This is a genomic window from Acinetobacter colistiniresistens, from assembly GCF_024582815.1.
Taxonomy (GTDB): domain Bacteria; phylum Pseudomonadota; class Gammaproteobacteria; order Pseudomonadales; family Moraxellaceae; genus Acinetobacter.
The window spans coordinates 2,768,968-2,788,895 of sequence record NZ_CP102099.1 but is presented as its reverse complement, the minus strand read 5'-3'; the positions used below and the strand labels follow the sequence as shown (position 1 = coordinate 2,788,895).

Below are 19,928 nucleotides of genomic sequence, written 5' to 3'. Positions count from 1 at the left end.
TTCTCTATGTTGAATACGTCTGATCATCTTTCTTTACAAAAGAGAGAAACTTTGCAAATTCATAATCCTATAGAATTTGCAAGTGATCTTCCTCTTAGAAGGATGTAAGGAATTTTTCATGATAGAGATGTTTCGATCGACCTCGAGTAAGTTGATTCTGGTGCTTGTCATCGCTTTGGTGGCAAGCTTACAGTATCAATTTTGGCTGGGTGAGGGAGGGTATTTCCCTCATCAAGCATTAACTCAGCAAATTAAGCAACAAGCAGAAATTAATACTGAACTAAAAGAGCGGAATCGTATTTTAGCCGCAGAAGTTTTTGATTTAAAAAATGGTAGCGAAGCCATTGAAGAACATGCACGTTTAGATTTGGGTTTAATCAAACCTAATGAGACGTTTGTGCAAATGAGTACCATTAGTACCCACTACAAACCAATTTATATTGATCCAAACGCAAAAGAAGACACTGCAACTAATGAAAACCCAGACTAGGCTGTGGGCGGTTGTACCAGCAGCAGGTTCGGGCAGTCGTTTTTCACAAACTGAATTGAAACAATATCAGTATATTCAAGATCATACAGTACTTGAGCACACCGTCAATCGACTGAATTCGCTAGATTTAGCAGGTTGCGTACTTGCCATTGGTGTACAAGATAATTTTGCAAAAACCCTGTCTTTTCAGCATCTAGATAAACTGCATTTTTGTTTAGGTGGTGCCGAGCGCGTACATTCTGTTTTAAATGCCTTGATCTATTTATCTGAAATTGCCCATGAAGAGGATTGGGTATTGGTCCATGACGCTGCGCGACCATGTGTGACGAAAGAATGTCTTACTCGGTTGGTTCAGACAGCAGAAGCTTCAAATCAAAGTGCAATTTTGGCTATTCCAGTTCGCGATACCTTAAAGCAGGTGGTCAGTGAAAACCAGATCAAAAAAACTGTAAGCCGTGAATTATTATGGCAAGCACAAACGCCACAAATGGCGAGACTCGGTGTACTAAAAAATGCGATTGAAAAAGCTTTAACCCATGATATTACGATAACAGATGAAGCGAGTGCCTTAGAACATGTGGATGAACCTGTACAGGTGGTACAAGGTCGTTCTGATAATATCAAAATTACCTATGCTGATGATTTAGAGCTGGCACGATTAATTCTTCAATCTCAAAACCATGCTTAATTAGCCTAAGAGTGGCTCTTATTTTTTGTTTAATTCAAAATAGCCTAAGTAGATTTAAGTGATTTTTCCATTTTTTTACATCAATCTAAATGACAAAATTTCTACTATTTGTTAAATTTGAATAACATACTTTATAACGGATCAACCGATGAAAAAATTATTACTTGCGGGCCTTTTCACTTTTTCTTTAGTTGGTTGCGCAACGACACCTCAACAACCTCAGGATACTGTACAAGAAAGCATTCGTTATTCGACTAGTCCTTGTTTCGGTACATGCCCAATTTATTCTGTTGAAATTACACCTGAAGGGGCTGTTCATTTTGATGGCAAACAATATACCAAAGTAACAGGTACCCAGGACTTAACCGTTGATCCTTCTGTTTATAACAAGCTGCAACAAGAGTTAAAAACCTATCGCCCGGCAACAGGTGCAAATGTAAAAACGACCGGCTGTGCTGAAACTGCCAGTGATCAGCAAAGTGCTTATTTTGCTTGGAAACGTCCAGATGGTACAGTCACTAAGTTAAGCCACTATACGGGCTGTATTTCACCTGCAAACGCTGAGTTAAACAAGGTGATTGAGAAATTACCAAAGTTGATTGGTATTGAAGATCTCGTTCGTTAAACTGGTTGCTGTAAAAATAGACAAAACTAACATTTATGCTAGTATAGGTATAAGCGCAATCAGGCGGAGGAGTCTTTAATGACAGCTTTTACAATCATGAAAATGAGTAGGCAAGAGGAAAACCTTCTTCCTAAGCTTGCTGTAGAAGCATTCCGTAATGCGTTTGAAGAGGCAAGTGAATCTTCTACTGTGGTCTATGCCAAAGGTCATCAACTGTTAAAGCAGCATTCAACTGGTGAAACCGAAGTGATCAAGGATATATCAGGCGCTTATACCGTTATTTATCCATCTCGTACTCTGTTGAAACGTAAAAAAAAGAAGGCTGTTGTATAAGTTAATGCAACAGTCTACGCCTAGAATTCGCATGTTTGCCGGCCCAAATGGTTCTGGTAAAAGTACGATTAAGGAATATTTATTGCCCCGCCATATTGGGGCATATCTAAATGCAGATGAACTCGAAAAAAACTTAAATCAGACTCATAGCTTGGACTTAAAGATTTATAACGAGTCTCTAGATGCACTAAAGCTGATTGCTTTTTTAAAAACCAAAAAGAAGAAACTGAATCAAAAAATCTGTGATTTATTAAGCCAAGAACCTGAATTGCTAGGTGAGCATCATATTGTTTTTGCTATTCAGGATATTGATTCATATCTCGCTGCACGAATTATCGACTTTATTCGTTTAGAATTTCTAAGGTTAAAAATTAGTTTTACCTTTGAAACTGTTATGTCGCATATCAGTAAAGTTGAATTTCTGAGAATGGCTCAGGAGCAAGGGTTTAAAACTTATCTGTATTATGTTTCAACGATTGATCCTGAAATCAATATTGCACGGGTACAGTATCGGGTGAGTACCGGTGGACATGCTGTACCAGAACCGAAAATTCGTGATCGTTATTACCGCAGCATGAACTTACTTATGCAAGCCATTGAAGCGAGTGATAGAGCTTTTATATTTGACAATTCTTCAAATGGTGAAAAAGCAGCTTTTTTAGCAGAAATTGAACAGGCTGATCGACTAAAAATCAATCCTATCGTGACAGTATTTCCTGTTTGGTTTGCAGAAAGAGTACTTTCTGAGTTCGAATAGTCAATCTTTTCAAGAAATACAGTGCTTGTTTGCATTATGTTTTATGCCCAATACTCAAATTAAATTACTTGATTTTAGAAAATATTGACCAATATGTGTCATTTTTGCAAAAATTACGATTCAAACGCGGATATTGAATAGATTAATTTCAATATTATTTAAAATAATATATTATAAATATATATATTGATTGGTGGGTGGATGATGACAAGTATTCTGTTAGCTTTAATTGGTGGTGCGTTGATTGGATTAGCTGCTGTTGGCTATTTATACGTCAATGGTCGTATTGCTGGGATCAGTGGCCTACTAGCACAGCTCTTACAACCTACAACTTTATTCAGAGGTTCTGCGTTTTGGTTCTTACTGGGTTTAATCATTACACCATTTATTTACCAAATGTTTGTGCAACCTGAAATTATTATGCAGTCGTCTCCCTTAGCTTTGATTATTGCTGGGCTGTTGGTGGGTTTTGGGACTCGCTTAGGCTCAGGTTGTACCAGTGGGCATGGCATTTGTGGGATTAGCCGATTATCTCCACGTTCGATGGTTGCCACAATCACATTTATGTTTGCTGGATTTGTTACGGTGTATCTAGTACGTCATATTCTGGGGGCCGCATAATGAAAAATCTATTTGCATTTATTTTTGGCAGTATATTTGCATTGGGTCTATTGATTTCAGGCATGTCAAATCCTGAGAAAGTATTAAGTTTTCTAGATATTTTTGGTGCATGGGATATTAGCTTGATGTTTGTGATGATTGGTGCAATTGCAGTTGCATTCATTCCATTTCAAAGAGCCTTACGCAATCCCAAAACATTATCTGGTGAAACCATTTCATTCCCTGGCAATCATCAAATTGATAAGAAATTGATTATTGGCGCTATCTTGTTTGGGATCGGTTGGGGGATTTCAGGCATTTGTCCAGCACCCGCGATGACTCTGATTGGACTTGGATATTCTGAAGTGTGGTATTTTATTAGCGCAATGTTGATCGGGATGTTAATCCATCGTTTATGGTCGAAACAACAGGAGAAATGCGATGCAACATCCAACAGTTAAAGCCTTTTTTGATGAACAGAGCAATACATTTAGTTATGTTGTGCATGATCCTGAAACAAAGTATTGTGCAATTATTGACAGTGTTTTGGATTATGATGCTGCCTCGGCTTCGACTTCCACACAACATGCAGATCAGATTATTACCTACATTCAATCTCAAGCGTTCACAGTTGAATGGATACTGGAAACGCATGTTCATGCAGATCATTTAACCGCATCCCAATATCTAAAATCAAAGCTCGGTGGCAAGATTGCCATGAGTGAGAAAATTGCGATTGTTCAGGATACCTTTAGTGCAATTTATCATTTTGATCTTAAATATTTTAATACGCATCAAGTGTTTGATTATTTATTCAAGGACAATGAGCACTTCAGTATCGGAAACTTAGATGCATATAACATACCAACACCAGGACATACTCCTGCATGCTTAAGTTATATCATTGGTGATGCTATTTTCGTTGGTGATACTTTATTCATGCCAGATTATGGAACGGCGCGCTGTGACTTTCCCAAAGGAAGTGCTGATCAGTTATTTGATTCTGTACAAAAGCTTTATCAACTTCCTGATCGAACGCGTGTTTTTTTATGTCATGACTATAAGCCTGAAGGTCGAGATGAATATGTGTATGAAACCAGTATTAGCACGCAAAAGCAGCATAATATTCATATCAATATGAAAACCCTTAAACAGGACTTTGTACAGATGCGTCAAAGCCGTGATGCGACATTGTCGATGCCCAAGCTTATTCTGCCTGCAATTCAAATTAACATGGATGCAGGGCGCTTCCCAGAACCGGAATCGAATGGCATTCGCTATCTAAAACTGCCGTTAAACTACTTTAGTCACTAAGAGAGAAAAGCCCAGATTGCTCAGATTTTTTTGAGTCATCTGGGCTTTTCTCTATCAAATTTCTGCATACATTCTATATTTAGCAGAAAAAATGGAGCTTAGGTTTTGTTTGAACAATTAATTGTTATGTTATAACATAACAATTAGAATTGAGGAGTTCAACGTGCGTCACAAAGTCTTAGCAATCGCCATTTTATTTATTCATCATCAAGCCTCTGCAAATGAGCAGGATAGTCCTGTAATTTTGCCAAAGATTAGTTTAAAAGCAGAAACAGATCTTTCAATCGGGAACAATACCGTTGTAGAGAATCACAATTCACAATATCAAACTTTAGGGGATACACTTAAGCAGGTGTCAGGCGTACAAAATAGTGCTTTTGGCCCCAACGCAGGCGCACCTGTTATTCGAAGTTTAAGCGGGAATCGTGTACAGATTCTTGAAGACGGGCAGTCGATTTATGGCATGAATGCCATGACTGGCAATATCAGTATTCCATTTGACCCATTGTTCAGCCAAGCCATTCACATTAATAAATCATCAGATAGTGTTCGATACGGCGGCAATGCGATTGGAGGAAGTGTCAATGTCGAGACCGGTTTGATCAGTAAAGATATGCCAGACAAAAATAGCAATCTTGAACTGGCAGTGAGAAAAGGTTGGAATAATACAGATGCCCATGGTTTTAAGCTGAATTTAAATAACCAAAGTAATTTTTCAACCAACTTCTTATTTTCTAAACAGGACATTTCGTCGTATAAAATTCCGGGGAATAGCAAAGCTGAACAATGTAATAGTGGAATTTTTCCTGCAACGGGTGGGGTAAGTTCAGCCTTGGCAGATGCGTGCCAAAAGGATGCTCGTATACAGCAGATCTATAACACCGCGTCACAAAAATATATCGATCAATTTATGACTGAAAATCCAGATTGGGCGGATGGCCAGTTTTCATTTTATACCGATAAACCGACATCTGTTTGGAGTGGTAAGACTTATACCAATCCAGTCAATCCTGAATATAAGCCTGATACACCTAAATTTAAAGAAAACAGGATTAATCAAGATGTGACCCCTAATTACAAGCGAAAATTAGGCAACAGTTATTTAGAAAATCAGCATTATGCGATTGGCAGTACCTATTTCTTGGAAAATGGTTATATTGGCCTGAGCGCGGATTCGAAGAAAAATGCCTATGGTGTACCTGGTTTTTCTTTAGAAAATAAGTCATTTCAATCTTCTTATGAGGATAGTTTGCCCGCTGGCGTCAAAACCGATCAAAGAAAATATAGCCTAGATAGCCAGTTTAATTTTGATATCCCATTTCTAAAGGGTATCGATATGAAAGCGAATCAGGTGATCAATCGTTCGGGGGAATATCTCGGTACGCAGCTTGCAAATGATTACCGCTTTGATACCAAACAAGCCGAGATTGTATTGAGACATCAACCTAGTCGCTATGTGAATGGTTTACTAGGTGTGAGTCAGAGCAACCGAAGCGTCGAAGGACAGGGCAAGCTACGTTATCTTCCTAATGTCAATACCAAGACCCAAGCCATCTTTATTCAAGAGAAGATTGATTTGGAACGACTCTCTTTTGATGCAGGTTATCGCCAAGAAAGTGTTGATCATTCAATCAAAGATAGTGATTTTAAGGTTGCACGTAATTCAGCCAATAGCAAGCTACAAGACACCCGTTTTGATTTGGAAAGTTATAGTTTTGGTTCCTATCTTAAAATCAATGACTATTTTGGAGCGAAACTCAGATATTCGGTGTCTGAGCGTGCACCTGAGCTTAATGAGCTTTATGCCAGCGGTAATCATTATTCCATTATGATCAATGAGCAAGGCAATCAAAAACTAGAACCAGAAAAATCTAAAAATACCGAGCTTATGGGCTTATTTAGCTATAAAGATTTTAATCTGGAAGCGACAGTATATAAGATGAAATATGAGAACTATTTCTATCTCACGCACTCTGGCATGCAGACGGCCAATCGACTCCCTCTCAAATACTGGACCCAAACCGATACTGAAATTACAGGCTTTGAAGTTGATCTCAAGCAAAAAATCAATACTCAGCAATGGGGTGTGTTTACAGTGGGTGCATTTGCTGATTTGGTGAAAAATAAGAATCTAAATCCAAGTCGGACCAGTTTATTTAATGATGGTAATTATCTACCAAACATGCCCACTAATCGTTATGGTGCCAACGTAGAATGGAGCAGACGAGATTGGGCAGCACGTTTGTCGAGTATTTATTATGATCAACCTAAATATCTGGGTAAGAATGTGTCAGAAGAAGTACCATTGCCAGCATTTAATATGGTCGATATGCAGATTAGTAAGCATCTAAAATTAAAAAATTCAGATATTGATGTGTTCCTCAACGGTTCAAATTTACTCAACGAAGAAGCGAGACCGCATAATTCACCGTTGAAATATATTGCTCCCTTACCTGGACGAGGTTTTCAACTGGGGATTAACATGAAAATATAGTTCTTTCTGAGCTACAAACTTCGAGTCGGTTCACTAAAAGCGATATTGAAGGTTCGCTTTTAGTGATAGCCCATTCAACTGCTTAATTTAAATTTCTGAATGAGTTCCTGACAATCAGTCCGTGAACCAAAGAAACAGGCAGCATATAGACCTTTCCAAAAAAATTATAAGTCACCACACTGGTTGTAACGCTCAGCTTATTCTTGATGTCATCATGCTCATGAATTTGCAAAGCCACTAATACACGTAGGTGTTTATCTGCTGACTGTAAAAATAATTCTGTCTCTGTGATTTTGATTACATCAAAAAAATCCAACTGATCATTCACTTTAACAGTTTGTGCCTTGGGCGAGCCAAAACCTTGAATAGGTTGTACACCTGCTAGTTTTAAGCTTAAGACATCTCTGATCCTAAAGGCGATGCGTAGCCAAAATGGTGGATTCCTCGTCATAAAGTGATAGGCTTGAAGAGCATTGAATTGTTTATTGATGTATTGATAATCTTGATGCAGAAAATTTAGCGCTTCTAATGGTGCAACCAAAGAGTCAACGTCTTTTTGATTTTGCATTGTTATCCCTAGATCTTATAATTACATGAAAACGATTTTAATTTATAGGTTAAATTTTAAAGAGGTGTCAATCAAGAAAATATGCGAAATCTGGTATTGATGAGAAAGGTTAACAATATAAAAAGTTATTCACTCATTATATTATTTGCTAGACTATCTTTATTTGCTTAAATTTTTAATCACATTTCACATAATTGGTTAAGCAATACGATCGTGGAAGTTGTGATGATTTCTATAACGACGAACTTTACTTGATAAATAAATTTTGTACCCCTTTACTATTTATATGAAAAAGGAAACAACATGCTTCAACATAACTTCAATTTATCTGATCATTTTAAACTCGGTATCTTTGCTGCTAATTGTTCTGGAGGGCTAACTCCTTCAACCTTAGATGATGGCTGGGATGCCAGCTGGAGCCAAAATTTAAAATTGGCAGAAATGGCAGATGAGGCGGGAATTGATTTCATGTTATCTACTGCTCGTTTTATTGGTCATGGTGGTAAAAAGGATTTTCATGGAACAGTATTAGAAACGGTGACCTGGACATCGGCTTTATTGGCCAAAACTAAAAATATTCAAATTTTTGCAACACTACATACGGCGCTGAATCATCCAATTGTAGTGGCAAAGCAAATCGCGACTATGGCGCAAGTCAGTGACAATCGAGTTGGATTAAATATTGTCGCGGGTTGGAACAAGCCTGAATATGATGCAATGGGTTTAAAATTACCAGATGACCATGAAACGCGATATGGTTATGCACAAGAGTGGTACGAGTTAATTAAAAAAACATGGCAAAGCACTGAGCCGTTTAATTGGGATGGGAAATTTTTCCAAACTCAAGGTACGTATGGCAAACCGAATCCACAAATATTTCCACCGATTTTTAATGCCGCAGGTTCTAAAGAAGGCCGTGAGTTTGCGGTAAAGAACTCAGATTTTTTATTTACACCTGCATCTGACTTGGCGCGTTCAGTGACTGAGATTCAAGAACTCAAAAAAGAAGCTGGGCATTTAGGCCGAAACATCAAGGTGCTGACCTTTGCGCATGTAATTTGTCGCCCTACGGAAGAACAAGCCAAAGCCGAGTGGGATCGACAACTGAATCATGCTGATCATGATGCAGTACAAAATTTAATAGATACCTTATTCTCCTTTTGTAAATCGTTTCCCGCCGATTTACGAGAACAACTGCGTCAACGCATTGCTGTTGGTCATGGCGGTTTTCCATTAGTTGGTACTGCTGAACAAGTTGCAGCAGGGTTAATACAGTTACAGGAAACAGGTTTTTCAGGATGTACTTTATCTTTTCTTAATTACACTCAAGAGTTTCCATATTTTAGAGACCATGTCTTGCCAATTTTGAAAGATAAAGGCTTGCTGAATGCTCATATATAGTTGAAGCTATATTCTCGATCGCTGTTTGATATCGTGACAGTCTTTAAGCATCCAAAGATTGTCACAATTTGTGGTGAGTCCTTTATTTATATGAAAAAACTTATTACAGAGATGCGTTTTAGTATAGATTTCTTGGTTTTTATGCTATAAAAAACCTCAATAATTAAACTTGAGAATAACAAATGTCTGAACAGAAATATCATTGGTACTTAATTGGTTATACCTTTAGTGATAAGAGCAATAACGGCAGTACTCGGAATTTTAGTATTCAATTACCCTTGGAAACATTCCTTCCACCCGTCTCGAAGTCAAAATTAAATGAGTTTAATGTCATCGGAGCAGAGTGGATCAAAAAGAATGATCCTACGAGCCAGCCTGAGAATTTATTTGCAATCTCCATCAGCTATTTGGGAGAAATGACACAGGCACAGTTCAATACTTAGAGATGAAGGTCTGGTTGATTTAACTCTTAAAAGTTTAGATTGATAAAACGCTAATTTTAGTGATTGGCGTTTTTTAGGTTAAATTATTTATTTTAAATAGTCTTTTTTGTATAGAAAAACTAATCTAACTGAAAAACTTTGAATTAAAAAAATTAGGTTTTTAAAATTATTGCTTTGTTTAATGTTATTTTATTAAATACTTTTTAGTATTTTTAACTAAAAAGTATTATATTTTTAACTTTTGAATTAATTTTAGGGTTGCTATTAACGTTAAATTATTTTTGCTTTGGTGTTAATGTGAAACTTATTATAAAGTGTTATCTTGTTGTGCGCATTTTGGGGTGAGGTATGATGTAAGACGTTATTGTATTTTTATCCTGTTTTTTACTTTATTTTATGTCTTGGTAATATGTGGGTTATTTTGTTTTATTCTTAAATTAATTGATTTTAAATTAATAATTATAGATTTTATGTAGTATGGGATTTTATTTAAATCTTCTATTTTTAGCATAGAGTGTTGTTTGTTTTGGTTCATATGGTGGTATTGATGAACTGATTTTTTATTCATTATTCTGGAATTTTATGATTCTTATTATTTTTGATTGTAATACAGATAATTAAAATAATCTAATATGTAGCTTTAAAAACAATAAACAATGATATGCTTATTTGTTAACTGGTTCACATAGTTAAGTGATTAATCACCTTTTATCAGGAAGTAAAATTTAATATTTGATAAAAATATGTTTATGGTTATATTCAGAATACATATTACTAAATCAGGTAATGTGGAATTTCAGGATGAAAAAAACAGCAATAAAAATTGCAATAGCAACGACTTTAATGACTTTAACTCACCTAACTTATGCTCAGGAATTCAAGCGGTTCTCTGTTTCAGCAGGCTGGTTGCATGTTATGCCTCAGGGTAAAGCAAATCCTTTTAATATTAATACGAATGTTAAAAATGGAACTGTAGCCAAAGTTGGAAGCATTTCAACGAATAGTTTCTTGAACTCGGTTGACCCTAATGCAACTATGACGGATTTAGGAGGAGAGGTCTGGAATTTAAAAGAGACTCTTACCGAGTTTCTGGCACAGCCTGATATCCAAAACCAACTAACTGATGGCAATGGGAATGTTTTAGCTGAAGTTTCGGGCACCGCAAGAATTAATGGATTAGAAAACTGGCAGCAAAAAGATGCAGGCCTAGAAGTTGATGACGTAGATACATTGGGTCTTATGTTTAATTATTATATAAATGACAATGTGTCCTTACAGCTAATCGGTGGAGTACCTCCTAAGGTTGATATTAAAGGCAAAGGTGAAATATTTGCGCCATTAAGTGGACTAGCTATGTCATCGGCAGATTTAGTCAAATACCTGTTTCCTGATGGCATTGAATTAGGTCAAGCAATTCCTATTACTAACTTAGGGAATAAATCTAATGCTGCAACGGCTCGTGCATGGACACCAGCAATAGAAGCACAATATCAATTTGGTAAAAGTGGGGTAGACAAGTTTAGACCATATATTGGCGCTGGTTTAATGTACGCCCATTTTAATCAAATTAAGCTAAATGGCGGTATTCGATCTGATCTAATCTCGGCTGGACATATGATTCAGAATGTATTAGATGGAAAAGCAGGGGCTGCATTGGACCGGAAAGTATCCAGTGCTGATATGACTGTTAAAGTTGATGCCGATGATACAATTGCACCAATTGTTTCGGTTGGTTTTACTTATGACTTTAATAATTCTTGGTATGGTGTTGGCTCTGTCTCGTATGCCAAGTTGAATAACGAGGCAACAATTAATGTCGTTAACAAGAATACAGGGAATAAGTTAATTCACGCAACGACTAAGATCGATATTGATCCGCTCATCACCTATGTTGGTGTAGGTTATCGTTTCTAAAAAAGGTATTTTATTGCAAGGATTTTTCGAAAATACAAATATAACTAAAGTTTTTAACTATAAATGCTCATTATCATCTGTGATTTTGAGCATTTCTGTTTTTGAATTTTAAGATAATTGGGCTCATAAAGTATAAGCAAGCCAAACAATCAATTAAAGGTATACTTGGCGGTATTTACTTCATTTTATAATATACGGATACAAGATGAGATCTTTATTGAAATCTGCCATAGCTGTTGTTTTGTTTGGTTCTTCGCTGTCAGTTACTATGGCTGCGACTCTTGAAGAGCAGGTTAAATCACTATCAGAAAAGGGATGGCAGGTTGGTGTATCTATTTTAGATATGGAGAATAAAAGGATTTCTATTAATGGAGACAAACGGTTTCCTCTAGACAGTACTGTAAAAGCTCTTGCTTGCGCTCATGTATTGGCTCAGGTTGATGCAAAAAAACTTACGTTAGATCATTCAAAAACGATCCGACAAAAAGATCTTGTTACATACTCACCCGTTGTCAAAGATTATGTAAATAAAAAATTGACGATCAAACAAGCGTGTGAAATTACAACGGCATATAGTGATAATACGGCAGCGAACTTTGCTATTGAGGCTGGCGGGGGGCCTGCGGGTCTCACTTCATTTATGCGTTCCATTGGTGATGAGGTTACGAGATCCGATAGATATGAGCCAGATCTGGTTATTAATCCAGAAGGTGATATTCGAGATACAACGAGTCCTAATGCTATGAATGATAGTATGAAAAAGTTATTAATGGGTGATGTATTATCTAAAAGCTCGAAAGAACAATTAAAAGAATGGATGATAGGAAATAAAGTTGCAGACAATATGTTGAGAGCAGCTTTACCTAAAGGATGGAAAATCGCAGATCGTACTGGTGCCAGTGACTATGGCATTCGGGGAATAACTTCTATGGTTTGGTCAGAAAATCATGCACCTGTTTTTATTAGTATTTATGTAAGAAAGAATGAAACTTCTTTAGATGAGCGTTCAGCGGTGATTAAACTATTAAGTGAACATATTGTAAAAGAGCATTTGCTTAAATAAAGAACAACATTTGTTTGTTGAGCTAAAAAGCCCTTTGGGGAGGGCTTTTCAGCTCAACTTTATTCATCTGAGCTGTTTAATTGATAGGCACTTATATTGGCAGACTTATAATAGCCAATACGTTCATAAACAGGTGCACCGGCAGGAGTGGCATGCAGTAATGTACGCTTTAACCCTGTTGCTTTATGACCTTCAATTAATGCGTGTCGTACAATTGCTTCACTATATCCTTTACGTTGAGCGTTAGGGAGTGTTGCAACCAAAGCAAGGTAGAGCACGTTATCGATTTGAGCGGTTGATGCAGCACATACAGGCTGGTTATCAACATAGCCGACAAAAGAGTAAGCGTTATCAATCCATACATTGCCTAATCCCGTACGCCCCCATGCAATGTCAAATCCATAAGCTAAACAGTTCATATCTGAAAAGTCATTAAATTCTGACGTTGTGGTTACTCTTTTAATTTCTAGCCCTTTAATTGGTTTCGGTTCAAGCGGCAGAATATCTCCAGCCATCCCATTAAGCGGCATAACATATGCTAGACCAACATCCTTAAGTATTTGATCAAAGGAAGTTGCTGCTTCACCCGTGATGAGATCATTACATATATTAAGCAATCCGCCGTTTTCTTTCTTTTTCATACGAGCTACGACTGTTTCTAATCGCTGTTTTAGGATTGTTGAGTCACTAATCTCATTTGTTAAAAATGCTGCATTTGAAAAAGGGAATTTTGAGTCTTCCCAACGCATTGCAATACCAGTTTCTTCATACTGATCTGCTGGATTAGAACTATTGAATAGTTCTTTCCAAGCACGTGTGTATCCATTTATGGCTTCGAGGAGATCTTTATTTTTTGACATGAAATTACCTTATCAAGTGGAAAAATTATAAAAACAAAAAATGATAAATAACTTATTAAGAACAGATGGTTGAATTAACCATTGTTATAATTTATAGCGTAGTTTGATTCTGAAATCATCTACTGTGACAAGCATAAATGTAATTTAATTCACTTAATTTAAAGGATCTACCTCGCTTAAAAACTGAATGCAAAAGACTATGTGGGTGCTGTTGATCAGTTCCTACAATGGAACAAAGGTGGCGGCAAAGTTATGAAAGGGCTTGTTCGCCGCTGTGAAGCTGAATGTGAGCTGTTCATAAAAAAGTAATTTATCACTGCAGGCGCTCAGTGATTTCACTACTCTTAAGCGCCTGCATTGTGTGCTTTTTATCTGGATGCACAGCACATATGACCAATAACAATATTCATGTCGGCATATGTGTGAAAGCCCTCTGATGAGGGCTTTTATGCATTTCATAGAGTTGATTTCTAAAATTATAGTTAATTAATCTTCATGAAATAAATAACATCATTTACTTGAATCGGCTGCTCTGCAAAGGGGACGATCACAATACAATTTGCAGTAAGAAAAGGTTCGATCTGATATGCGTGCTGCTGTTCAATGATTTCTAATGAATATTGACCATCATCTTGCAACTGATATTTACCCCATAACAATTTTCTTTTATTTTGATCAGTTTCAATCTCTTGATTGGTACGACCTTTAATAAATATTCTGTTGAGAAAATCGGGATCATGCTTATTTAAAACATACTTCACCATGAGATGCATAAGTAAGGCAATATCTTGCATATCACCAGGTAAATTGATGATCGTCGCCTTATCTTCTGTGGTGATGACTCTTGAGCCTTTATGGTTTCCCTGATCATCGTACAGTTGAACCGTTTCACGCACAGGAGGTGTTCTAGGCATACTCCTAATGATGCTCATTTCATTCGCAGGGATAGAACGTGTTTGGAAATTTGAGGTCATACTGCTAGGATCAAAGGCAGCAAGTCCACCGATTGAAAATACTGAACCACCAATGTCCTTATGAGAACACAGAATCATCACATCAAAATTAGGAATATGATCTTCAAAAAATTGATTATAATCCTCCCAATTAGTAGTTAATGTATCATCTAAAGTTGGATCTCCGTGCTTCTTAAGGCTATTAAATGCTGAATCATAACGCTGTGGTTTAAGCAGTTTTATCTCAACGTGGTTATAGCCCCACGTTTTTAATAAGTCTTTAACATACAAGCTTTCTTCACAAAGTGTATGCTCATCATCAAAAGTATGCATGCTAACAACAAGAATTCGTGGATCTCTATAAATTGTTAGTTCTTTAATTCCAGCCCGTCTTAGAGCAATCAACTTTTCTGGTGAGATTTTCTCATTTTTAGCTAAGATCAGATCACCTTGTTTAATGATGCTTCCTTGTTGGAGAAGAGAGCTATAAGAAACAGTTTGGCTCAAATAGTCTGTGGTAGTGGTCTTGTTGATTATGAATTGGTTGAGTATTACCAAAAGAATAAAAACTATCGTAATTTTGAAGTAATTGCTCCTATCGTTGCGTACTGGGATGAGTCAATTACAAAAGAATTAGATGAAACGGGGAAAATTAAAAAAATACAGATAAACGAAAAAAATATGCCGAAGAAAAAAGAAATATGATTGCAAGTACTGCGTTTCTATTCTTCCTTGTTCTCTTATTCTTGAACCGTTATGAACAAGTGATAAGTGCATTAGTTTCAATATTTCATTTAGATTCATACATTGCATTATATGTATCTGGAGGATTGTTTTCCATCGTTACTTTCTTAGCATTTTTTGCTTTTTATGGAGTAATGGTTGTTTTTGATGTACGTAGATTAGTAAAAGCACCTTAAGGTGCTTTCTTTAATAGATTATATACGGTATTACCAGTTCTTGATGAGGCTAGTAACATCTTGATATTATCTTCTAATGACTCTTTGTTCATTGATGTAAACTCATCTCCATTTATAAGAATTGAACCGTACCGGGTTTGTCGGAGACTCAATATTCTGAGAGACTATTCCGATGAAAAAACCAAACTATACCCCCGAAATTAGAGAAAGAGCGGTTCAATTACTAATTGAATCTGAAAAAGATTATCCATCGAATTGGGCAGCAGTTTCCGCAATTGCTCCTAAAATTGGCTGTACTCCTGAAACACTTCGTGTTTGGTATCAAAAATACTTAGATCAACAAAATCCCGCCAAAGTACAACAGGTATCTGACCAAGAAAAAATGAAGCAAATGGAACGTGAAATTAAAGAATTAAAACGTGCCAATGAAATTCTACGTAAAGCAGCCGCTTTTTTCGCCCAGGCGGAGCTCGACCGCCCACACAAATAATGGTGGATTTTATCCATAACAATAAGGCGTTATATGGTGTTGAAGCGATTTGTAGAATTTTACCGATTGCAGCTTCGACCTATTATCGGGCTTTAGATTTCGTTGATAACCCAGAACATCGAGCGAAACGTGCTCTGCATGATTTACATCATGCAGAGCAAATCAAACGTATTTGGAAAGAAAGTTCAGGTCGATATGGTGTACGTAAAGTTTGGCAAAAATTGAAACGTGAGGGTTATGTTATTGCACGTTGTACAGTTGCTCGATTGATGCAAAAGCTAGGTATACAAGGTGTTTGGCGTGGTAAGAATAAACAAACCACCCGTAGCCGAGATGATCAAAAACGAGCAGATGATTTAGTGAAACGGAATTTTAGTGCTGATCGACCTGACCAATTATGGGTCAGTGACTTTACGTATATTCAAACACATTCAGGCTGGGTCTATACCGCCTTTATTATTGATGTGTTCTCACGAGCAATTGTTGGATGGAAAGTATCTACACGGATGAATACAGATATGGTGCTCGATGCATTGGAGCAAGCATTGCACGATCGAGGCATGCCAAAGAATGTGATTCATCATTCCGATAGAGGTGTTCAATATCTTTCTATTCGCTATACCAATCGTTTAGATGCTGCAAATTTACGAGCATCAGTCGGTACGACAGGTGATTCATACGATAATGCTCTGGCTGAAACGGTGAATGGCTTATACAAAACAGAGGTGATTGAATATTTAAAAGCAGATTGGCAAGGTTTAGCAGATGTACAACTTGCGACACTAAACTGGGTAGATTGGTTCAATAAAAAGCGTGTACACAGTGCACTGGGTTATGTATCGCCTTTTGAGTTTGAAGCAATGTACTATGATAAGATTAACCCGTTAGGTCAGGTGGCCTAACTTAAATAAAAAAGTCTCCGACAAACCCGGTACGGTTCAAATAGTGCAAGGATAACCATTGTCCCGATCAAAATGGATCTCAGTCAAAGTATAAGTTAAGCTTTTGTCATAAGAACTTACATTTAGCTTTTTATCTCGATAAAGTTGAGATTTATCATTAAAGTAATTTTTGGGAGATGATCGACTTAAACCGCTTCTTTAAACGGTTTTTACGTTTTTGGAGCAGGTATTTTTATCATTTAGCTCTGTCAGATCGGCAAACTCAAATCTCAAAGAAAAAATGATATTGTGAAAATTTTGTGAAGGTGAAATTTTAACCAACAAAAGATCCAAGCAAAAAACAGGAAAATTCTATAAAATAAACAACATGATTCACTCAATTTTAAAATTGGCTATTTATATAAATGACTGATATCGAAATAGAAACACACCCATTACAACCATTTTTACCTTCAAGTACGAAGTTATTGATGCTGGGCAGTTTTCCACCGCCACAAAGCCGCTGGAAGATGGATTTTTACTATCCTAACTATCAAAATGATATGTGGCGTATCTTTGGTCTGATCTTTTTTAAAGATAAAGATCACTTTTTAGATTTACCCAATAGAAACTTTAAAGAACAACTGATCCGTGAGTTCTTAACCCAGATTGGCGTTGGAATTTTTGACACCGCTTACCAAGTGAAACGCTTGCAAGGTAATGCCTCAGATAAGTTTTTAGAAATTGTCACACCTACAAATCTATCTAAATTACTCGAGCAAATACCACTGTGTCACACCATAATGACAACGGGGGATAAAGCAACAGATACGCTGATGCAGCATTTTCCAGAACAAGTAAATAAGCCTATGATTGGACAATCTGTACAGGTAAATTTTGCTGATCGTGAGCTGAATCTATATCGCTTACCTTCATCATCACGGGCGTATCCTTTAGCACTTGATAAGAAAGCAGAAGCATACCAACAGTTTTTTGAGCAAATTGGTTTAGTGTAGTTGTATAAGTGGATAATGTGCTACATCATCCATTCCACTGGAAAATAAGACACAACATGCATGGTGAAACGCTGGAATCTGGTGCTTTCAGGGTCATGATGATGCTCAACCACTTCACCATTTTGTTTATGTTCATACCAAACAATGTTGCCATTTGAATCAAGTTTCAGTTGATATGCCACTTGTAATAAATGCTGATCAAGCATGGCGGTAATTTGGTCTTGTAAATGGTCAGATTCAACCACTAAACCAACTTCTGTATTTAAATGGGCGGAGCGGGGGTCGAAGTTAAATGAACCAATAAAAACTTTTCCGTCTACATCAAAGAATTTAGCATGCAGACTAGAGCGATTCTTGCCTTTAACCGGAATCACACTACCAGTGGCAATTTCATACCAAGTCCGTTTTTTACGTTCAATATTCGGCTTAAACTCAAAGAGCTGCACGCCACTTTGTAAAAGTGGTTTGCGATATTGGCTATAAAAAGAATGCACTACGGCGACATCATTGGCCACCAAGCTATTGGTTAGAACACGAACCTTGATACCATCTTGAGAAAGTTGCTTTAAATATGCTGTACCCCGTTTGGTAGGAACAAAATAAGCAGATACCAACTCCATATGTTGTTCTGGTTTTCCCATAATGTTGAGAACTTGCGAATATAATAATTGCTGATCTTTTGCTTGCCCTAAGGCTTTATTGGGATGATCGGCCACAAAATGTGCTTTCGCCCATTGGATTGGATAGTTTTGCAGACGTAGTTTTAAATAATCTTGAGCGGCTTCGAGTTTATCGTCAGTTGGTGTATCGACTTGATCTAAAGCTTTATAAGTATTTCTTAAATGCTCTAATTGTTGAGGTGTACCAGAGCCCATTAATTGTTCAGTCGAATAACTCAGCTGATTTGTCCAGAACTCATCAAACACCTGTTCCGCTCGATCAACGACTTTTCCGTAGAATAAGATATCCATGTCACTAAACTGGAACTGATCACTGGCTTCAAAATATTCGCTACTGATATTACGACCACCTGTCACTGCAATCGAGTAATCGGCGATGGTGAGTTTATTATGCATACGATGATTGATTTGTTTCAGTCTAAATACATAATCAATAACGCGTAAGTGTCTAAATTTATAAGGATTAAAAATACGGATTTCAAAATTTGGATGCTGGGCGAGGGCTTTTAGGGTTTTATCCAGTTTTATGCCATTTTGATCATCAATCAATAAACGGACTTTCACCCCACGATCAGCCGCTTTTAACAGCTCATGCAACATCAGGTTGCCAATCGCATCGTCATTCCAAATATAGTATTGTAAATCAAGTGTATGCTTGGCATTTCGAATTAAGTGAATACGAGAGGCAATACTTAAAAAGGCATCATCTAAAGCTAAGTAAGCTGTTAAACCCTTTTCAATATTGAGATCGGCTTGTGGATCATTCATCCACTTTGTTTTAGTGTGCAAGGAGTTACTCCGATCATGTTTCTGATTGGGTGGCAAAGAACAGCCACTAATTCCGAACATGATAGCAAGTGTGATGATCTTGAAATGGTATGATTTGTTTATCATTTTATTGATCAAACGTGCGAGCCCAACAGTAATTTGTAGCGAATTGATTTTCTTATATATCTAAATATTATTCATTTCCAAGGTTTAAATGTAAATCTGATTATAATCAAACTCTTATCGCACTCTTCATTTTTTTCTCCGTAAATAGCTTTCTGTAAACTAAGCTTTATGGAATATAAATCAGTAAATATTGAGCTAAATTACTATACTGGTGTATAGTATATTTTTGGATTCAATCTGGTCACATTATGCCTAAACAACTAGAGGATAAAAAAAAGATTCTCACACGTGTAAGGCGAATTCAAGGTCAAGTCCAGAGCGTTGAACGTGCTTTGGAAAATGACACTGAATGTGCTGATATTTTGCAGCAAATCTGTGCAGTTCGTGGTGCATTAAATGGTTTGATGACTGAACTTCTCGAAATTCATTTAAAAGATACTTTGGTTGTCGGTGAATCTTCTGAGTTGCATCGCAGTCAAGAGCTGATTCAAGTCAGTAAAATTCTTAAATCTTATTTAAAGTAAAAAAAATAGGGCAACTGAAA

Annotated in this window: 21 protein-coding genes, 2 pseudogenes and 1 other annotated feature; of the genes and pseudogenes, 19 read left to right on the top strand and 4 right to left on the bottom strand. The window is 36.8% G+C overall.

Annotation, left to right across the window (positions count from 1 at the left end; translation table 11 throughout):
• The first annotated feature begins 118 nt into the window (after positions 1 to 118).
• The 9 genes from ftsB (at position 119) to NQU59_RS13325 (ending at position 7,301) form a co-directional block, all read left to right on the top strand.
• Positions 119 to 490, top strand: a complete 372-nt coding sequence (ftsB, locus tag NQU59_RS13365) for a cell division protein FtsB (RefSeq protein ID WP_005241728.1) — start codon at positions 119 to 121, stop codon at positions 488 to 490.
• A complete protein-coding gene (gene ispD, locus NQU59_RS13360; RefSeq protein ID WP_043970579.1) occupies positions 474 to 1,178 on the top strand; it encodes a 2-C-methyl-D-erythritol 4-phosphate cytidylyltransferase in 705 nt (234 codons plus the stop codon). The genes ftsB and ispD overlap by 17 nt, the downstream gene beginning before the upstream one ends.
• 148 nt (positions 1,179 to 1,326) lie before the next feature.
• A complete protein-coding gene (locus NQU59_RS13355) occupies positions 1,327 to 1,803 on the top strand; it encodes a DUF6438 domain-containing protein (RefSeq protein ID WP_005241726.1) in 477 nt (158 codons plus the stop codon).
• Between the two features lie 78 nt (positions 1,804 to 1,881).
• Positions 1,882 to 2,136 (top strand): hypothetical protein, encoded by a 255-nt coding sequence (locus NQU59_RS13350; protein ID WP_005241725.1) that lies wholly within the window; start codon positions 1,882 to 1,884, stop codon positions 2,134 to 2,136.
• 4 nt (positions 2,137 to 2,140) lie between these two features.
• Positions 2,141 to 2,893, top strand: a complete 753-nt coding sequence (locus NQU59_RS13345; RefSeq protein WP_005241718.1) for a hypothetical protein — start codon at positions 2,141 to 2,143, stop codon at positions 2,891 to 2,893.
• A 204-nt stretch (positions 2,894 to 3,097) separates the two neighbouring features.
• The gene (locus tag NQU59_RS13340; RefSeq protein ID WP_010590017.1) at positions 3,098 to 3,514 is read left to right on the top strand and encodes a YeeE/YedE family protein; all 417 of its coding nucleotides are present in this window, start codon (positions 3,098 to 3,100) and stop codon (positions 3,512 to 3,514) included.
• A complete protein-coding gene (locus NQU59_RS13335) occupies positions 3,514 to 3,954 on the top strand; it encodes a YeeE/YedE family protein (protein ID WP_257063769.1) in 441 nt (146 codons plus the stop codon). Before NQU59_RS13340 ends, NQU59_RS13335 begins: the two co-directional genes overlap by 1 nt.
• The gene (locus tag NQU59_RS13330) at positions 3,935 to 4,807 is read left to right on the top strand and encodes an MBL fold metallo-hydrolase (RefSeq protein ID WP_005241714.1); all 873 of its coding nucleotides are present in this window, start codon (positions 3,935 to 3,937) and stop codon (positions 4,805 to 4,807) included. Before NQU59_RS13335 ends, NQU59_RS13330 begins: the two co-directional genes overlap by 20 nt.
• Positions 4,808 to 4,970: 163 nt before the next feature.
• The gene (locus tag NQU59_RS13325) at positions 4,971 to 7,301 is read left to right on the top strand and encodes a TonB-dependent receptor (RefSeq protein WP_257063768.1); all 2,331 of its coding nucleotides are present in this window, start codon (positions 4,971 to 4,973) and stop codon (positions 7,299 to 7,301) included.
• 82 nt (positions 7,302 to 7,383) lie between these two features.
• Here the strand turns inward: NQU59_RS13325 and NQU59_RS13320 are convergent, their stop codons facing one another.
• Positions 7,384 to 7,869 (bottom strand): DUF2867 domain-containing protein, encoded by a 486-nt coding sequence (locus NQU59_RS13320; protein WP_257063767.1) that lies wholly within the window; start codon positions 7,867 to 7,869, stop codon positions 7,384 to 7,386.
• Positions 7,870 to 8,172: 303 nt separating this feature from the next.
• Between NQU59_RS13320 and NQU59_RS13315 the strand changes: the two genes are divergently transcribed.
• From NQU59_RS13315 to bla, 4 genes are all read left to right on the top strand, one after another.
• Entirely contained in the window at positions 8,173 to 9,270 is a 1,098-nt protein-coding gene (locus tag NQU59_RS13315) for an LLM class flavin-dependent oxidoreductase (protein WP_005241708.1), read from the top strand.
• Between the two features lie 182 nt (positions 9,271 to 9,452).
• Complete coding sequence (locus NQU59_RS13310; RefSeq protein ID WP_005241707.1) at positions 9,453 to 9,713, top strand: hypothetical protein; 261 nt, start codon at positions 9,453 to 9,455, stop codon at positions 9,711 to 9,713.
• 801 nt (positions 9,714 to 10,514) lie between these two features.
• Positions 10,515 to 11,627: an OmpW/AlkL family protein gene (locus tag NQU59_RS13305; protein ID WP_043970599.1), complete on the top strand. Its 1,113-nt coding sequence runs from the start codon at positions 10,515 to 10,517 to the stop codon at positions 11,625 to 11,627.
• Between the two features lie 205 nt (positions 11,628 to 11,832).
• Complete coding sequence (bla, locus tag NQU59_RS13300; RefSeq protein ID WP_257063766.1) at positions 11,833 to 12,690, top strand: class A beta-lactamase; 858 nt, start codon at positions 11,833 to 11,835, stop codon at positions 12,688 to 12,690.
• A gap of 59 nt (positions 12,691 to 12,749) precedes the next feature.
• On the opposite strand, the gene NQU59_RS13295 is transcribed toward bla, so the two are convergent.
• Positions 12,750 to 13,550 carry a GNAT family N-acetyltransferase gene (locus tag NQU59_RS13295; RefSeq protein ID WP_257063765.1) on the bottom strand — a complete coding sequence of 267 codons (801 nt, stop codon included), beginning with the start codon at positions 13,548 to 13,550 and terminating at the stop codon, positions 12,750 to 12,752.
• A 180-nt stretch (positions 13,551 to 13,730) separates the two neighbouring features.
• Here NQU59_RS13295 and NQU59_RS13290 point away from each other — a divergent pair.
• Positions 13,731 to 13,859 (top strand): annotated as a pseudogene (locus NQU59_RS13290) (glycoside hydrolase family protein); the annotation flags it as partial.
• Between the two features lie 173 nt (positions 13,860 to 14,032).
• Here NQU59_RS13290 and NQU59_RS13285 read toward each other — a convergent pair.
• Positions 14,033 to 14,983, bottom strand: a pseudogene (locus NQU59_RS13285) (molybdenum cofactor biosysnthesis protein MoeA); the annotation flags it as partial.
• A gap of 18 nt (positions 14,984 to 15,001) precedes the next feature.
• Between NQU59_RS13285 and NQU59_RS13280 the strand changes: the two are divergent.
• The 4 genes from NQU59_RS13280 to NQU59_RS13265 all read left to right on the top strand — a co-directional run bounded on the left by NQU59_RS13280 (position 15,002) and on the right by NQU59_RS13265 (position 17,810).
• Positions 15,002 to 15,208: a hypothetical protein gene (locus NQU59_RS13280; protein WP_257063764.1), complete on the top strand. Its 207-nt coding sequence runs from the start codon at positions 15,002 to 15,004 to the stop codon at positions 15,206 to 15,208.
• Positions 15,205 to 15,423 carry a hypothetical protein gene (locus NQU59_RS13275; protein WP_257063762.1) on the top strand — a complete coding sequence of 73 codons (219 nt, stop codon included), beginning with the start codon at positions 15,205 to 15,207 and terminating at the stop codon, positions 15,421 to 15,423. The genes NQU59_RS13280 and NQU59_RS13275 overlap by 4 nt, the downstream gene beginning before the upstream one ends.
• Before the next feature lie 172 nt (positions 15,424 to 15,595).
• Positions 15,596 to 16,815 (top strand): IS3 family transposase gene (locus NQU59_RS13270; protein WP_107114716.1). Its coding sequence is split into 2 segments (ribosomal slippage): positions 15,596 to 15,872 and positions 15,872 to 16,815, totalling 1,221 coding nucleotides; the frame shifts between segments, so codons are not numbered across the junction.
• Positions 15,871 to 15,987: a sequence feature (AL1L pseudoknot), on the top strand. (Overlaps the previous gene by 117 nt.)
• 404 nt (positions 16,816 to 17,219) lie before the next feature.
• Complete coding sequence (locus NQU59_RS13265) at positions 17,220 to 17,810, top strand: uracil-DNA glycosylase family protein (RefSeq protein WP_257063761.1); 591 nt, start codon at positions 17,220 to 17,222, stop codon at positions 17,808 to 17,810.
• Positions 17,811 to 17,830: 20 nt separating this feature from the next.
• Here NQU59_RS13265 and NQU59_RS13260 read toward each other — a convergent pair whose 3' ends face one another.
• Positions 17,831 to 19,339: a phospholipase D family protein gene (locus tag NQU59_RS13260; RefSeq protein WP_257066277.1), complete on the bottom strand. Its 1,509-nt coding sequence runs from the start codon at positions 19,337 to 19,339 to the stop codon at positions 17,831 to 17,833.
• 293 nt (positions 19,340 to 19,632) lie between these two features.
• Here NQU59_RS13260 and NQU59_RS13255 point away from each other — a divergent pair, with 293 nt between their 5' ends.
• On the top strand, positions 19,633 to 19,908 hold the full coding sequence (locus tag NQU59_RS13255; RefSeq protein ID WP_043970625.1) for a metal/formaldehyde-sensitive transcriptional repressor: 276 nt from the start codon (positions 19,633 to 19,635) through the stop codon (positions 19,906 to 19,908).
• The last annotated feature ends 20 nt before the right edge of the window (positions 19,909 to 19,928 follow it).

Excerpts from the sequence above, each read along its gene's own strand:
- ftsB (WP_005241728.1), top strand. The coding sequence starts at position 119 with ATGATAGAGATGTTTCGATCGACCTCGAGTAAGTTGATTCTGGTGCTT.
- ispD (WP_043970579.1), top strand. The coding sequence starts at position 474 with ATGAAAACCCAGACTAGGCTGTGGGCGGTTGTACCAGCAGCAGGTTCG.
- NQU59_RS13355 (WP_005241726.1), top strand. The coding sequence starts at position 1,327 with ATGAAAAAATTATTACTTGCGGGCCTTTTCACTTTTTCTTTAGTTGGT.
- NQU59_RS13350 (WP_005241725.1), top strand. The coding sequence starts at position 1,882 with ATGACAGCTTTTACAATCATGAAAATGAGTAGGCAAGAGGAAAACCTT.
- NQU59_RS13345 (WP_005241718.1), top strand. The coding sequence starts at position 2,141 with ATGCAACAGTCTACGCCTAGAATTCGCATGTTTGCCGGCCCAAATGGT.
- NQU59_RS13340 (WP_010590017.1), top strand. The coding sequence starts at position 3,098 with ATGACAAGTATTCTGTTAGCTTTAATTGGTGGTGCGTTGATTGGATTA.
- NQU59_RS13335 (WP_257063769.1), top strand. The coding sequence starts at position 3,514 with ATGAAAAATCTATTTGCATTTATTTTTGGCAGTATATTTGCATTGGGT.
- NQU59_RS13330 (WP_005241714.1), top strand. The coding sequence starts at position 3,935 with ATGCAACATCCAACAGTTAAAGCCTTTTTTGATGAACAGAGCAATACA.
- NQU59_RS13320 (WP_257063767.1), bottom strand. The coding sequence starts at position 7,869 with ATGCAAAATCAAAAAGACGTTGACTCTTTGGTTGCACCATTAGAAGCG.
- NQU59_RS13315 (WP_005241708.1), top strand. The coding sequence starts at position 8,173 with ATGCTTCAACATAACTTCAATTTATCTGATCATTTTAAACTCGGTATC.
- NQU59_RS13310 (WP_005241707.1), top strand. The coding sequence starts at position 9,453 with ATGTCTGAACAGAAATATCATTGGTACTTAATTGGTTATACCTTTAGT.
- NQU59_RS13305 (WP_043970599.1), top strand. The coding sequence starts at position 10,515 with ATGAAAAAAACAGCAATAAAAATTGCAATAGCAACGACTTTAATGACT.
- bla (WP_257063766.1), top strand. The coding sequence starts at position 11,833 with ATGAGATCTTTATTGAAATCTGCCATAGCTGTTGTTTTGTTTGGTTCT.
- NQU59_RS13295 (WP_257063765.1), bottom strand. The coding sequence starts at position 13,550 with ATGTCAAAAAATAAAGATCTCCTCGAAGCCATAAATGGATACACACGT.
- NQU59_RS13275 (WP_257063762.1), top strand. The coding sequence starts at position 15,205 with ATGATTGCAAGTACTGCGTTTCTATTCTTCCTTGTTCTCTTATTCTTG.
- NQU59_RS13265 (WP_257063761.1), top strand. The coding sequence starts at position 17,220 with ATGACTGATATCGAAATAGAAACACACCCATTACAACCATTTTTACCT.
- NQU59_RS13260 (WP_257066277.1), bottom strand. The coding sequence starts at position 19,339 with ATGTTCGGAATTAGTGGCTGTTCTTTGCCACCCAATCAGAAACATGAT.
- NQU59_RS13255 (WP_043970625.1), top strand. The coding sequence starts at position 19,633 with ATGCCTAAACAACTAGAGGATAAAAAAAAGATTCTCACACGTGTAAGG.